This window comes from Rhizobium sp. ZW T2_16, from assembly GCF_044987325.1.
In the GTDB taxonomy this organism is placed as follows: domain Bacteria; phylum Pseudomonadota; class Alphaproteobacteria; order Rhizobiales; family Rhizobiaceae; genus Neorhizobium; species Neorhizobium cellulosilyticum.
In genome coordinates this window covers 38,654-53,128 of record NZ_JBJDRG010000001.1, presented here as the reverse complement: position 1 = coordinate 53,128, position 14,475 = coordinate 38,654, and the positions used below count along the sequence as shown (strand labels likewise).

The window sequence follows — 14,475 nt, the reverse complement described above, 5'->3', positions numbered from 1 at the left end:
AGACCAGCAGCAGACCATGGAGAGGACAGCAAAGGACGACCGGCGGGTCGTACTTTCCGTGCGGGATCTGACCGTCGGCTTCGGCGACAAGATCGTGCTCGACAATCTCAACCTCGATATCTGTCGCGGCGAAATTCTCGGATTCGTTGGAGCATCCGGTACCGGCAAGTCGGTGCTGATGCGCACCGTGCTGCGCCTTCTCCCGCACCGCTCCGGCACGATCGAAATCCTGGGCGCCAATTACGAGGAGGCGTCGGACGAGGAGCGTATGGCGCTCGACACCCGGCTGGGTGTGCTTTTCCAGCACGGCGCACTGTTTTCTGCTCTGACGGTGAAGGAAAACATCCAGCTGCCGATGCGGGAATATCTCGATCTTCCGCAGTCGCTGATGGATGAGCTCGCCTACGTGAAGCTCGAAATGGTTGGTCTGCCGCCAGATGCTGCAGACAAGTATCCGTCGGAGCTTTCCGGCGGCATGATCAAGCGTGCAGCACTTGCACGCGCTCTGGCGCTCGATCCCGATCTCGTCTTCCTTGACGAACCGACATCGGGTCTCGATCCGATTGGTGCCGCTGATTTCGACGCGCTGATCGCCAAGCTTCGCGACGCGCTCGGCCTGACCGTCTATATGGTCACCCACGATCTGGACAGCCTGTTTTCGGTCTGTGACCGTATTGCCGTGCTCGGACAGAAACGGGTATTGGTGGAAGGTACGCTGCAGGATATGTTCGAGTTCGATGATCCGTGGGTCCAGTCCTATTTCCGCGGCAAGCGTGCGCGCACCGTCGTGACCAATGAAAACCAGCCGCCGGCAGACGCAGGCCCGACAGACGCAGGGAAGTGATCCAACCCATGGAAACCAAAGCAAATTACGCCCTGGTGGGTTTCTTCACACTGCTGGTCATCGCGGCCGCCTTCGGTTTCGTCTACTGGATGGCGCAATCCGGTCGCGGCGGGCCTATGGCCGAGCTTGCGATTCGCATTCCCGGCTCTGCAAACGGTCTTTCGGTCGGATCTCCGGTGCGTTTCAACGGTATTGCGGTCGGTTCTGTGCGCGGCCTGACGATCGATCCGGACGATCCGCGTTATTCGATCGCCTTTACCGAAGTGCGCGCCGATGCGCCGGTCTACCAGTCTACGAAGGCGGTGCTGGAAGTGCAGGGCCTGACGGGTGCTGCCTATATCGAGCTTTCCGGCGGCGCCAAGGGCGAGGAAAACATCCTTCAGAAGTCGATGGAGGCGGGGCGACCCGCCGTGCTGATCGCAGACCAGTCGAGCGTGACAAACCTTCTGGCAACGGCCGACAAGATTCTTGAGCGAGCTGATCAGGCAATCGGCGACATCCAGGGATTCGTCGGTGATGCGCGTGGGCCATTGACGCAAACGATCCGCAACGTCGAGACGTTTACGGCCGCGCTCAGCAACAATTCCGGCAATATCGACGAGTTTTTGCACAGCCTTTCGACCCTGTCTGCGACCGTCGATCGTGTGTCCGGCACGCTCAATTCGACGCTTGAGGCGGCCGACCAGCTGGTCCGCGCAATCGATGCCGAACGCATCAACCAGATCGTCGGCAATACCGAGCGGGTGACGCGCAACGTCGCCAATGCGTCCGACAATTTCGGCCCGCTCGTCGAGACCGTAAGGACGGCAGCGACGAGCTTTGCGCAGGTCGGCAACGACGCACAGGGGGTTCTGTCACGGGCTGACAGCCTGCTTGCGGCCGTCGATCCGAGCCAGGTGGGTACGGCGATCCAGAACATCTCGGCGGCCTCGGAAGATGCCCGCCAGACGCTGGCTTCGGCTCGCAGCGTTGTCGACGATGTTTCGCACCGCTCCGAAGACATCAACAAGGCGATCACCGATTTCACCGAACTGGCGACCAAGCTCAACAACGCGTCCAGCCGCGTCGATGGCATCCTCGCAAAGGTTGATGGCCTCGTGTCGAGCGACGACTCGCAAGGCCTGTTTGCAGAGGCACGCAAGACGCTCGAATCCTTCCGCACCGTGGCTGACAACATCAATGCGCGCGTGGGGCCTATTGCGGATAACCTGCAGCGTTTTTCGTCTAGCGGCCTCGGTGACGTGAAGGCTCTCGTGGATGATACGCGCCGTACGGTGAATTCGCTCAACCAGACCATCACCAATTTTGATCAGAATCCGCAACGGCTTATCTTCGGCGGCGAGACCGTCAAGGAATATGACGGCAGAACGAGACGCTAAGGCAAAAGGCCAAGGGTAGGACGTTTATGAGTGCATCCAAGTTTCCGCATCGTTCCTTGCTGTTGACCTTGCCCTTGCTGGCCGTCCTGGTCAGCGGTTGCGGCACAAAGGCGAACAACGACACCTTCGATCTGTCGCTGACACCTGCAACCGATGGTCCTTCGGTGAAGAACCGGCAGATCCTCGTACCGGAACCGACTGCGGTAAAAATGCTGGATAGCGAGCAGGTCGTGGTCCGCGTGTCTCCGTCCGAGGTGCAGTATCTTGCCAATTCCCGCTGGGGTGATCGCCTGCCGCGGCTGGTTCAGTCGAAGCTGGTCGAGGCTTTTGAAAACTCAGGCCGAGTCGGCGGCGTCGGCAAACCGGGGCAGGGGCTGGCGATTGATTATCAGGTCGTCACCGATATCCGGGCTTTCGAGGTTACGACAGGCGGCAGCCGAGTTGCCAATGTCGAGATTTCGGCAAAGATTCTCAACGATAGAAATGGCAGCGTCCGAGCTCAGTCAGTGTTCAAGGGAAGCTCGCCGGTTCGCGGGACAGAGAATAGCGACTTTATCGAAGCGCTTGACCGGGCCTATGCGAAGGTCGGTGGCGAGATCGTCGACTGGGCTTTGAAATCGATGTGATTTTGCAGCCGGCGCGGTAAACTTTCTCAGGTCCGAATCGTTCGCGACAATTGGGGAAAGATGCCGATGCTGATTATTCTTGCTGGCTTGCCCGGTAGCGGAAAGACGACCCTCGCAAAAGCTTTGGCGCGCCGTCTTGGCGCCGTTCATGTGCGCGTCGATACAATCGAGCAGAATATCCGCAATGCCGGGGTCGAAGTCGGCCCTGCTGGATATATGGTAGCCTATGGTGTGGCAGAGGATAATCTATCGCTCGGACATATCGTTATCGCGGATTCGGTGAACAGCCTGACAATAACTCGCAGGGCATGGCGGGCCGTCGCGGAACGGCAAGGTGTGCCGGCCTCTGAAATCTGGGTCAAGTGTTCGGACAAGGTCGAACATCGCCATCGTGTCGAGACACGCGTGAGTGATGTTCCAGGTCTGATCAAGCCAGGCTGGACCTCCACCGAGGCGCGTATTTTCGAGGACTGGGAGACCGAGCCGCTGGTCATCGATACAGCTGGCAGATCGCCGGAGCAGACCGTTGTAGATTTGATCTCGGCATTGCAGATCGATCAGGATTTTATCGCGGTTCAGGAAGAGCCGTAAGCCTTACCGGCTCTATCAAACAAAAGGCCGCCCAGATAAGGCGGCCTTTTTTGTTCGTCTCGTCGATTACGCTCCGGCTCAGCCGAAACGACCGGCAGCATGGGCCAGCATCGTGTAGACCTTGCCGGTATCCGAAGTCAGATAGCTCTGGGTAACCGTGCGGTCGCGATCGGTGCGGGCGACGTCTGCAAGAAGCTTTTCGAAGTCCGATATGTAGCGGTCGACGGCGGTGCGGAATTCCGGCTCGCGATCATACTTGCGCTTGATATCGTCGAATGTCTGCTGGCCCTTCAGCGTGTAGAGTCTGCGGGTGAAGACATCGCGCTCGCCGCGCTGGTAACGACGCCACAGATCGACAGAGGCATCATGATCGATAGCGCGGGCGATATCGACGGACAGCGAGTTGAGCGATTCCACCATGTGGCGCGGGTTTCGATTGTCACCATTGGCGGTCCGCGGCGCCTGGGCCGGTTCTGCCGGACGGGCAGCAGGCGCACGCGCCGGGGCCGGTCCCACGGTTTCATCGCGGGACGCGCCACGCAGGAGGTCGCTGATCCAGCCACCCTGGCCGGCAGGGGCCGAAGTGTCTGCCTGACGCGCAGCGGGTGCTGCCGCCGGAGCCGGCTTGCTCGCGGGCAGGCTGCCTCGAAGCACGCCAGCTGAATAGGCATCGTTGCGCGGTGTTGCCGGGGCCGAGACCGGCGCTGGAGCCGGCTGCTGAGTGATCTGCTGCTGCGGCCGGATCGGAGCCGTCGGCCCGCTCTGTGCTAGCGATACCTTGGGCTGACCAGCCTCGGCGACTTCGAGCTGCTGCGACGAGCGGCCGACGAGCTGGGAGATCTCCTGAAGCGCCTTGATCTGCTCGGATACGGCGCGTCGCATGGCTGCCGCGCTTTCCTTGGCTTCTTCCGGCAGGTCGAAGGCACCGCGCTTCAGTTCCGAGCGGGTGGCATCGAGTTCCTGACGGATATCCTGCGCCGAGCGGCGGATTTCGTCGGTGGCACCGGAGAAGCGGCCGACAGCTTCCTCGACAGACTGGCGCAGCGTCTCACGCAGGTGCTTGGCAGCTGTATCGGATCGTTGCGAGGCTTCACCCATCAGGCGTTCGACATCGGTGAGCGAACCGGAAATATTGCCGCGCATCTGCTCGGCCAGTTCGCGGGCACGCTTTTCGGCGTCGGAGAGTGTCGTTTCGATCGTGCGGTTGGCTTCCTCGCCTGCGTCGAGAAGGGCGGCGCGCATGACCTGCGCTGTCTGCTCGGCACGCTGCTGGGTCTCGCCAAGACGACGACCGATATCAACAAACGAGGCATGCAGGCCTTCGCGCAGCTTGTCGCCGACATGGGCTGTCCGCTCCTCGGCACGTTCGAAGGCGCCGTCGACGAGCGCGGTGAGGTTGCGAAGCGTTGCTTCGATCTCATCCGAGCGCTTTACCAGGCCGACGGACAGGTTGCGCAGAGCATCCTGGCGTTCGTCGAGCGTGCTGACGAGGTTCGACTGGGCTGCACCAAGAAGCTCCGAAGCCTGGGCGAGAACCTTGGAGTGATCCTCGAACCGACCGACAATGCCGCCGACCTGGCTCAGCGTCTGGCCGGAGATGTTGACGAGGCGGTCGATGTTGTTTTCGAGCAGGCGGGTGGAGCCTGCAACCAGATCAGCCGCCGAACCCGCCGAATGGGCGAAGCGCGAAGCAGTCTGGTCAAGCTTCTGGTCCGTTGCGGCCAGCTGCTCGGCTGCAGTTTCGACGAGAGAGGCTATGTTGACATTGCTGCTCGACAGCCGCTCGATAATGCCTTCGACATTCGCAAGCAGGCTCTGCTCGGCACCACGAACAACATGGGCGGCAGCTTCCGTCCGCTGATTGAGTGCCGCAAGCGTCTCGTTGGTACGGGCTGCGATGGCGTCGACCAGGGCGGCGTTCTCTTCGCGGATACGGGCGCTGGTTTCCTTGGCAGCGGAGGCGAGACGTTCGGCGCTCTGCTGGGACGCAGATGTCAACCACTCGGCACTCTGCTGCGTGGCAGAGGTCAGGCGTTCTGCGCTCTGCTGCGCTGCCGCTTCCATGCGCTCGGCTGCGGTCCTGCCGGTTTCGGCATAGGCCTCCACCATCGGTTTTGCCTTCTCGTCGAGCAGGCGGGACAGTTCCTCCGAACGACTTGCAAGCATCGAGTTGAGGTCGCGGGAACGGGTGTCGAGCGCGGTGCGGATGGCATCACCACGAGCGGCCAGTGCGCGATCGACGGCATCCAGTGCGACATCGAGCTCGCCTGCCGCGTCCGACAGGGTCGAGCGGATAGACTGGCCACGGCTATCGAGCGCTTGTTCGGCGTCGCCGAGCGCGGTCGAAATCGCCTCGACTTGCTGTTTTACCAGCTTGTCGGCTTCGGCCACCTTGTTGACGATCGCGCTGCCGGCATCGGAGAACGCCTGGGCGACAGTCGCAGCCTGGCCGGCGAGACGGCTCTGCGTCTCGGAGATGCGTCCGACGATTTCGTTGGAGCGCTCCTCGATCGAGCGAGTGAATTCCTCGTTGCGACTGCTGAGTTCCTGGGTGAATTCGGAGCCGGCGCGAGACAGCGTTTCTGCCGACCGGCTGGCTTCGTCATTCATGCCCTGACCGGCTTCAACGACTGCTTCGCGAAGCGAGGAGGCGAAACCTACGGCCTTGCCTTCGATCGTCTTGGCGACGTTTTCAAGACCATAGGACAGTGCCCGGTCCATGGTGCCGAAACGTTCCTCGATATGGGCTGTGCGACCATCAAGTGTTTCGGCGATACGGGCGGCGGCATCGGTGCTTGTCTGTTCGAGTGCGATGGTGCGCTCGTCGATGGTGCGGGCGATGCGTTCGGCTGCTTCACCTGTCGCACGTTCAATTTCGATACCGCGGCTGTTGACTGCATCGGAGACCCGGTCAGCGGCAGCGTTCGAAATACGCTCGAGCTCGGCTGTACGGGCACCGAGAGCATCCGCCAGGCTGCTGCCGGCCGTGTCGACGATCGAGCTGACACTCAAGACTTCGTTGCGGATACGGTCTTCCAGTCCGCCGAAGGTCACTTCGATGCGGCTTCCGGCACTATCCAGCGCGGTCGAAACACCGCCGACAGTCTGTTCTACGCGTGATGTGAAGGCGTCGGTAGACTGGCTGATTTCGCGAGCCGCATCGCTGATCTGGCCGGCAATCGAGCCGACATTGTCGCGAAGGCGGGTGTCCAGTGTTTCACCTGCGGTATCGATCGCAGCGCGCAGGGCTTCCTGCTGGCTTTCGAGCGACATTTCGAGCATGCCGGCGCTGGTGGCAATCGTTGTGCCGATCGAGGTCGCCTGATCCATCATCAGGTTGTCGATCTGGTCGCGGGCGTCGGTCAGCGTGCCGGCGATCGTTGCTGCACGTTCGTCAAGCGTCGTGCGCAGGCGGTCATGGCCGGAGTCAAGTGCGTCCGACATGTCACGGCTCGCCTGGCCGAGCACATCCGCCATGCGCAGATGAGCGGAACCGACGGCATCGGTAAGCTGGTCGCCGCTGATAGAAAGCGTATCGCCGATCTGGCGCGCAGCCGTATCGAGCGTTCCGGAAATCCGTTCATGGCCGGCGTCGAGCGATGAGGCCATCCGTTCGTGAGCGGTGCCCAGAGAAGACTTCATCTGCTCATGGGCGCTTCCAAGAGAAGACGCCATCTGCTCATGGGCGTTTCCAAGAGACGATGTAATCTGTTCATGCGCAGCGGTGAACGAGGTGGTGAGCTGTTCGTGGGATGCGGCAAGCGACGTATCCATGCGCTGCAGTCCATCGCTCATCGTCGCATCGAAGCGCCCCGTGCCTTCGGACAAAGCCGTTTCGATCCGGCCTGCCGCGCCGCCGACAGTCTGTTCGAGACGATCGCTGCCGCTCTGTAGAAGGCTGGCAAGCTCGGACGTGCGGCTTTCCAGCGAGATGTCGAGATTGAGCTGGTTGTCGGCAAACGCCTCGCGGATGGCCTCGGCGCGCTTTGCAAACGCCTGTTCGAGGCGGATATCCGCATCTGCAACGCTGTTGACGACATTCGACGTATGGTCTGTCAGAGTAGTCGTCAGGCGATCCTCGTGCAGCGACAGCGAGGTTGCGATTTCCATGGACTTGTCGTCGAGCATTTCCGACATGCGATCGCGGCTGGAGGCGAGCGTGGTGTCGAGCGCAGCCGCCCGCTTGTCCATCTCGTCGGTCAGGCGCAATTCGCTTTCAGACAGTGCGCGCGTGATCGCTTCGCTCTTCTGGTCGAGAATGGAGGCAAGGCGATCCGGCGTTTCCGCCATCAGCGCCTGCAATGCACCAGCCTTTTCGTCGACAGCACCAGCGAAGCGCTCGTGGCTTTCCGTGACCGATTCGATGATCGCGGAGGTGCGGCTGGAAATGCTGTCTTCGAACCGCTTCTGGCTATCGGCAAGGCTGGCGGAAATTTCCCCGCCACGCGCTGCCATGATCATGTCTATCTTGTTGTGTGCATCGCCAAAGGCGCCGCTGATCTCGCTGCTGCGTGCGGCGAGTGCGTCGGAAAACTCCTTCGAGCGGCTTTCCAACATCGAATCAAGAACTTCCTGACCCGTTCCAAGCGTCGTGGCGAGCGCCAGCTGCTGGTCGGTCAGCGCATTGCCGATCCGTTCGATGCTCGACGACAGGATGCCGTCGATCGCCTCGTGGCCACCGGCAACGGTCTCGTTAATGCGTGCAAGGCTGTCCATCAGCTTGCTGTCGAGGCTACCGGCACGCTGGTCAAAGGCCGTGGTGAACTGCGACAGGCCCTCGTCGAAAGAGGTGCTGAGGTGGCCGATCGTGGTGTGAAGGCGTTCCTCGAAGAAGCCGGTGCGCAGGTCCAAATCCATGACCGCATCGTCTGCCGCGGACTGCAGGCTCTGGCGGAAGGAGCTGCTCTTGTCGTCAAGTGAACGATTGAGGGCCGTGAGCACGCCGTCGAGCGAACCGGTGATCGTCTTTTCGCTGTTCGTCAGCCCTTCGGTAATTTCCCGCGTGCGGGCGATCAGGGTTTCGTTCAGCTGTCGCGTGCGGTCGGCAAGTGCTGCGTTGAGCTTTTCGGTATTGGCATCGAGGCTCGATGCGCGGGTTTCGAAATTGGACAGGATCGCATCGCCCTTGTCTGACAAGGTCGAGCTGAGCATTTCCAGACGGATATCGAACTCGGTCGACAGCGCAATGCCTGAGGTCGTCAGCGTGTCGATCAGATTTTCGGTCTTGGTTGCGAGCAATGAGGCGAGTGCTTCGCCGGCTGCATCCGACTTCTCCATCAGGGCTGCGGCCCGCGTATCGATCATCGAGGCGAAGGCTTCGCCGGATGTCGCGAGACGGATAGAGATTTCCTCGGTCGCGAGCGCCAGTTCTTCCTTGAGCTGGTCGTGCGCTCCGACCATAGAGGAGCGAATGCGCTCTGCGTGATTGACGATCGCTTCGCGCTCGGAACCCAGTTCCTGAACGAGGCCGCGAACACGCATCTCGTTGTCGCTGTAGCTGCGTTCGAGTGCGTTGACTTCCGAGTGGACGAGCACTTCCAGCTCGGCTGCACGCGCGATCGTACGCTCGATGCCCTCGTTCATGGCCGAGACTTCGCGGCGTACGGCCTGGCCGACGCTCATGATCCGTTCAGATGCGATGGTTTCCGGCTCGGACAGGCGCAGGGCGACCTCAGCCATGGAGCGGGCAGCGTTCCTGAGATCCTGCGCACGGGCCATCATAATGGCGAAAGCGAAGAAAAGGAGGATGGGGACCAGGATGCCGACGGCAAGCGCGACCAGACCCGGAGCGGCCAGAACGCCGGCAACCGATGTGATCTCCCACAGCGCTCCACCATAGATTAATTGACCAAGGCCGATACCGGCCACCGCCCAGAGAACGGAGACGATCAGAGCATTGCGGATTGCGCCACGAACAGAGCCGCCGTCCAGCGCGCGCATAATAGACGCCGTGTTCCTGCGTCCGGCATCGTTGGCAGGCTCAAAGGCGGGTTGGCGCGGCGACGTCTCATTCGAAGATTGGCGCGGTGCTTCCGCGGTCGCCTCGCGGCGGGGCGACGCTGATTGAGACGGGGCAGGGCGGGATCGCGGCTTGTCTGACACTCTGGCCTCCGAGGCGGGCTTATCGCGGGGCGGTTCATCGTTGAAGTCGATCTTCAGCGCATCTTCCAATGCCTGGAATGCCGTTTCATCGATGGATTCATTATTAGTGTTCTTCGCCATGCGGTTACGCCTCGTTACATACACGCCCGGCATCCCACTCGACTTGCTGCCGCCTGCAGATCGATGAGCGGAATACTCATGCCGGAGATCGCCAGCCCTAGAGCTTTGGATCGCCTATTACAAATTCATTCGACGGCCGTTCTTTCAAATGGATGATAATGAAAGCTTACCGACCGTCCTACATCGGTCACTGCAATGTTCCAGTGAGCCATTGAACCGTATTGTAGTGGCACAATCAGCCTTTTCGCACAAACGAAACGCGTCATCATGATACCGGCATCATCGTCTTGTTAACAGGATTTAAACCACGTCTCAGAGTGAAACCCCTGCAATCACGGCACTTTAATGCAAATTAACCATTTGCGAAGATTTGCGCCGCGTTTGTGCCGAAATTTAACGGGATAGCCATGGCTCCGACGGACAATCCGGAGTTGAGATCATTATAAAGCAAGGAACCAAGCAGATGGCAACGGCCGCGCGTATCGCTTTTGAATCTCCCGACAATCACAAGACGGCATGCCCGTCGAAGGATCGTCCGGTTGACCTAGTCCATCTGGCGAAACAGACGATGGGCGATAAGGCGCTAGAGGCCGAAATCCTGCAGATGTTCGCACGACAGGCACGCGCGCTTGTACAGGAAATCGCTAGTGCCGAGGCTGCAACGGTGACCGCGCTTGCGCACCGGCTCAAGGGGTCAGCAAATGCCGTCGGCGCCTTCGGTGTATCGGTTGCAGCCGCACGTCTGGAAGCAGAGCCCGGCGAGGCGGCGGCGTTGGCCTCGCTTTACGCGGCGGTCATAGAGGCTGAAAACTTCATCACCGGCCTCTGCCGCTGACACTACCTTGCATCACGTGGACGCCGGCAGCAAAGCCGGCGTCGTCCGTGAGATTGACTGAACCGGCAGTTTGGTGGCACAGACGGGGTCTACCCAAGGCTTCCAAAGGGCAATGCCCGAAAACCCGGATCTTCCAAAAATGACGAAATTGACCATCGTAGCCTTCGACGGCACACGCTTCGAGATCGACGCGGACAACGGTTCGACGGTGATGGAGAATGCTGTACGCAATTCTGTTCCCGGCATCGATGCGGAATGCGGCGGCGCCTGCGCCTGCGCCACCTGTCATGTCTATGTCGACGAGGAATGGACGGAAAAGGTTGGCGCGCCAGCGCCGATGGAAGAAGACATGCTGGACTTTGCCTTCGATGTTCGCCCGACTTCACGTCTTTCCTGTCAGATCAAGATGAAGGCTGATTTCGACGGCCTCATCGTCAATATTCCTGAGCGTCAGGCCTGAAAAAAGACAGTTTGCGGCGCCAAAAAATAGCCTCGCTCCACAGAGTCGAGCGAGGCGAGGTGGGCGCAAGGCCGGCAGGCGAGGGAGGTGACACCTGCGGCTCGGTTACGCGCCAGGGAACACGGAAAACTGAAACAACACGAAAATGGACGCTGACCGACGACCTTGCTCTCGGATTGAGTTGAAGTAGGCCATGCTTCATGCAGCGAATAATGTTGGATGCTTGTCCGATACATATATAGGTAATTGCTGCCTAATATACAGGAATGGCTTTCACCAAGCCACCGCAATAAATTGCCCTTTATTCACCAGTGTCTCCGCAAGCCTGGCGCAAGGCCGGGTAACGGCTCGTTTATGATCGTATCTATCGCTGACGCTGGTCGATGCGGTATTGCAGAAGCCTCGTCATGCGAGCGTCGAAATTTTTGGCTTCGACGCGGTCGAAAAGGGCTTGCTGCTTGTCGTGTTCGGCAAGCACGCGCCGCGTGGTTTCCGTGACGAGAGCCTCAACACCGTCGCAGGTTTTGCGGGCAGGCAGGGCAAGCAGCTCATTCTGCAGCATGCGGGCATAATTTCGGGCGATTTCTGCGTGCCGTTCTTCGTGCCGCTTGATATCTGCCGACAGGGTCGCCCAGATGAAGCGCAGATCTTTCTCGGCCTTACCGCCAATATTCCATCGCGGCAGGATGATGTGGGTCCGCAGCGTCACCTTGGCGCCGCCGACGGAGCAGCGGCCGCCGCGCTCCACATAGGTCACCTCTCCGCCGAACTTGATCTCGGTCGCGCCGGGATGCCGGTGTCCGCTGGTCCTGGTGACCGGGCCATGGCGCTCCAGTTCCTTGTCGAGGTCCTCGGCGGTACGGCCGCCGATGCGGAAATAGGAATAGGATTTTGAGATGACAGGTTCCGCCCGCGCCGGGATAGAGATCACGCAGAGGAGGAAGGCTGCACCGAAAAGCCGGTGGACTCTGCGCATCAAAAACATTCTCTGGCCTGGTACGTTGAAGTTGAAACGAGCTTGGGGCATAGCCAACGCAAGTGCAACACGAAGGCATGAAAATTTGCGTTACTTTCAAAAAGATGGATCACCTGTGACATCGTCGTGCAACAACGTCTGGCGTCTTGCCCATGGACGCAGTCTTGCGCTTGATGCAGGCGGTCACATCATGGCGATCTTGAATGTGACGCCCGACAGTTTTTCCGATGGCGGTTGTTACATCGATGTCGAAAGTGCTGTGAGGCATGGGCTTTCGTGTATCTCCGACGGTGCGTCCATCCTTGACGTCGGTGGTGAATCCACGCGGCCGGGCGCCGCAATGGTGACAGCTGCCGAGGAGCAGGATCGCATCCTGCCGGTCATCGAAAGGCTGGCGCGGGAAACGGATACGTTGATTTCCGTAGACACATACCGCGCCGAGACCGCAAGGCTCGCCATTTCTGCCGGCGCCCATATCGTCAACGATGTTTACGGTTTGCGGCACGATCGCCAGATGGCCGATGTCGTTTCCGAAAGCGGAGCCGGGCTCTGCATCATGTATACCGCACGTGGGCGTGACGACCTTCTTGAAGACATTATCGAAGACGAGGTGATGTTTTTCGGCCAATCACTGGATAGGGCGAAGGTTTCTGGCATTGCAGACGATGCAATCGTGCTCGATCCCGGGTTCGGTTTCGTTCAGAAGCGAGAACAGGACAATGAATTGATGGCGCGCAGCGGTGAGCTCCACTCGCTCGGTTTTCCGTTGCTTGTCGGGACATCGAGAAAACGTTTCGTCGGCGCGATAACCTCGCGTGACGCGGCGACGGAGCGAGATTTCGCCACCGCTGCAACAACCGCAATGCTGCGGCTGGCCGGTGCGTCGATCTTCAGGGTTCATAATGTGGCGGCAAATCTGGATGCGTTGCGCATGGCTGACGCAGTTCTGGAGGCGCGACGGTCAACTCGACAGGCAGGAGACGCACACTGATGACGATCTTTCAGGTCACGCTCAAGAACTGTGCCTTTTACGCGCATCATGGGGTTTTCGAGCAGGAAAAGGCGCTTGGTCAGCGCTTTTTCGTCGACGTCGTCATGGATGTCGAGGCGGGGGATGCCCTCGTGTCCGATGATATCGAGCAGACCGTTCACTACGGGCTGGCCTATGAACTGGTCGAAAACATCGTGACGGGTAGCCGTCGTAACCTGATCGAAACACTTGCCAATGACGTGGCTCTCGGCCTCGTCGCATGGTCGCCGATGATCCGCCGGGTCGAGGTGGCGATCAGAAAGCCGAGCGCACCGATCGCCGGCATTCTGGATTATGTGGAGGTGCGTGTTGAGCATCGGAATTGATCGTCCTTGGGAAACCGCTGCACTCGGACTTGGCGGCAATATCGGCGATCCGGCCGCTGCCATGGCGCACGCGTTGCAGGCGCTTGATGCGCGAAAAGATTGTCGGGTTCTGGCTGTTTCGCGGCTTTACCTTACCCCGCCATGGGGCAATACGAACCAGGCCGATTTCTTCAATTGCTGCGCGCTGATCGACACCGAGCTTGAGCCGGAGGAACTGCTTGATCTCTGTCTTGCCCTTGAGCGAGAAAGCAAGCGCGTGAGGGCGGAGCGTTGGGGGCCGAGAACGCTGGACATCGATATATTGACTTATGGCGACCGCGTTGAGAAGACGCCGGCGCTGGAATTACCGCATCCGCGCATGACGGAACGCGCCTTTGTGATGTTGCCGCTTGCAGACCTCGCGCCGCATATGATCATCAATGGACGCAAGGCAGAAAGCTGGGCGGGGAGCCTGAATTCGACCGGGATCAGCATAGCAAAACCTGACGGCCTCTGGTGGCGGCAGATTTCCACGGTTGAATAAACATTTTTGCCTGAAAACGAAAATACGTTTTCAGGCAACGATATACTTAGCAAAATTAATGCAGAATATTGGCTTGGATGCCTGAGGTCTTGATTATTCCTTGATCGCGCCTACGGCGATCGAATCGACATCACGATCAAGCGACAGGCCGATCACGGGTACCATCTGGTCTTCTACCTTCACCGAAATGGTGATGTTCATCTTGTTGTCACCACGCAGGCTTGCAACCATTGCGCCGTTGAGTTTGGCGCGGTTGATGCCCATCACGACCTTGTCGCCGTTGACCGAGCCGGAAACGATATCCAGGCCTTTGCCTTCGGCGCCATCAAGGAATTTGCCTGTATAACCACGTCCGCTCTGGGTGATGACCGCAGTCATTGGCTGCTGAAATACACCGACCCGGCAGGTGCCGTCGAGCTTGATGCCTGTGTCGCCTTCGGGAGATGGCGATCCCGTGAGGCTGCAGTTGAACTTTGTGCCCTTGTACTTGCCGGCAACGATTTCGCCCGGTCCCTTCCATGCGCCTGCAACGGACTGGAAAAAGACCTGATCCCTGGAGGCCGCTTCTGCCTGCGGGGCAAATGCCGGGACCGCGGTGACCAAAGTCAAAGCGGCAAGCCCGCCGAAAAGCGAAAAGAAGCGCGAATACATGAGGCTTTCCCC

At 59.8% G+C, this 14,475-nt stretch carries 12 protein-coding genes; 9 read left to right on the top strand and 3 right to left on the bottom strand.

Features of this window, described 5'->3' with window-relative positions; all coding sequences use genetic code 11:
• Positions 1 to 16: 16 nt before the first annotated feature.
• The 4 genes from ACI3K0_RS00230 (at position 17) to ACI3K0_RS00215 (ending at position 3,440) form a co-directional block, all read left to right on the top strand.
• Positions 17 to 844 carry an ABC transporter ATP-binding protein gene (locus ACI3K0_RS00230; RefSeq protein WP_404944768.1) on the top strand — a complete coding sequence of 276 codons (828 nt, stop codon included), beginning with the start codon at positions 17 to 19 and terminating at the stop codon, positions 842 to 844.
• 8 nt (positions 845 to 852) lie between these two features.
• Complete coding sequence (locus ACI3K0_RS00225) at positions 853 to 2,223, top strand: MlaD family protein (RefSeq protein WP_148144329.1); 1,371 nt, start codon at positions 853 to 855, stop codon at positions 2,221 to 2,223.
• 26 nt (positions 2,224 to 2,249) lie between these two features.
• A complete protein-coding gene (locus tag ACI3K0_RS00220) occupies positions 2,250 to 2,849 on the top strand; it encodes an ABC-type transport auxiliary lipoprotein family protein (protein WP_148144330.1) in 600 nt (199 codons plus the stop codon).
• Between the two features lie 66 nt (positions 2,850 to 2,915).
• Entirely contained in the window at positions 2,916 to 3,440 is a 525-nt protein-coding gene (locus ACI3K0_RS00215) for an AAA family ATPase (RefSeq protein ID WP_183821654.1), read from the top strand.
• Between the two features lie 78 nt (positions 3,441 to 3,518).
• Here ACI3K0_RS00215 and ACI3K0_RS00210 read toward each other — a convergent pair whose 3' ends face one another.
• Entirely contained in the window at positions 3,519 to 9,662 is a 6,144-nt protein-coding gene (locus ACI3K0_RS00210; protein ID WP_404944767.1) for a hypothetical protein, read from the bottom strand.
• 463 nt (positions 9,663 to 10,125) lie between these two features.
• Between ACI3K0_RS00210 and ACI3K0_RS00205 the strand changes: the two genes are divergently transcribed.
• Positions 10,126 to 10,497, top strand: a complete 372-nt coding sequence (locus ACI3K0_RS00205; RefSeq protein ID WP_148144333.1) for an Hpt domain-containing protein — start codon at positions 10,126 to 10,128, stop codon at positions 10,495 to 10,497.
• 139 nt (positions 10,498 to 10,636) lie between these two features.
• The gene (locus ACI3K0_RS00200; protein ID WP_148144334.1) at positions 10,637 to 10,957 is read left to right on the top strand and encodes a 2Fe-2S iron-sulfur cluster-binding protein; all 321 of its coding nucleotides are present in this window, start codon (positions 10,637 to 10,639) and stop codon (positions 10,955 to 10,957) included.
• Positions 10,958 to 11,321: 364 nt separating this feature from the next.
• On the opposite strand, the gene ACI3K0_RS00195 is transcribed toward ACI3K0_RS00200, so the two are convergent.
• Positions 11,322 to 11,933, bottom strand: a complete 612-nt coding sequence (locus tag ACI3K0_RS00195) for a DUF922 domain-containing Zn-dependent protease (RefSeq protein ID WP_404944766.1) — start codon at positions 11,931 to 11,933, stop codon at positions 11,322 to 11,324.
• 190 nt (positions 11,934 to 12,123) lie between these two features.
• Here ACI3K0_RS00195 and folP point away from each other — a divergent pair, with 190 nt between their 5' ends.
• The 3 genes from folP to folK are packed head-to-tail and all read left to right on the top strand — an operon-like array spanning position 12,124 to position 13,812.
• The gene (folP, locus tag ACI3K0_RS00190; RefSeq protein ID WP_183821657.1) at positions 12,124 to 12,924 is read left to right on the top strand and encodes a dihydropteroate synthase; all 801 of its coding nucleotides are present in this window, start codon (positions 12,124 to 12,126) and stop codon (positions 12,922 to 12,924) included.
• Positions 12,925 to 12,929: 5 nt separating this feature from the next.
• Positions 12,930 to 13,289 (top strand): dihydroneopterin aldolase, encoded by a 360-nt coding sequence (gene folB / locus ACI3K0_RS00185; protein ID WP_183822424.1) that lies wholly within the window; start codon positions 12,930 to 12,932, stop codon positions 13,287 to 13,289.
• On the top strand, positions 13,258 to 13,812 hold the full coding sequence (gene folK, locus ACI3K0_RS00180; protein ID WP_183821658.1) for a 2-amino-4-hydroxy-6-hydroxymethyldihydropteridine diphosphokinase: 555 nt from the start codon (positions 13,258 to 13,260) through the stop codon (positions 13,810 to 13,812). The genes folB and folK overlap by 32 nt, the downstream gene beginning before the upstream one ends.
• Before the next feature lie 93 nt (positions 13,813 to 13,905).
• On the opposite strand, the gene ACI3K0_RS00175 is transcribed toward folK, so the two are convergent.
• Positions 13,906 to 14,463, bottom strand: coding sequence for a hypothetical protein (locus ACI3K0_RS00175; RefSeq protein ID WP_183821659.1), 558 nt, complete (start codon positions 14,461 to 14,463; stop codon positions 13,906 to 13,908).
• Between the last annotated feature and the right edge of the window lie 12 nt (positions 14,464 to 14,475).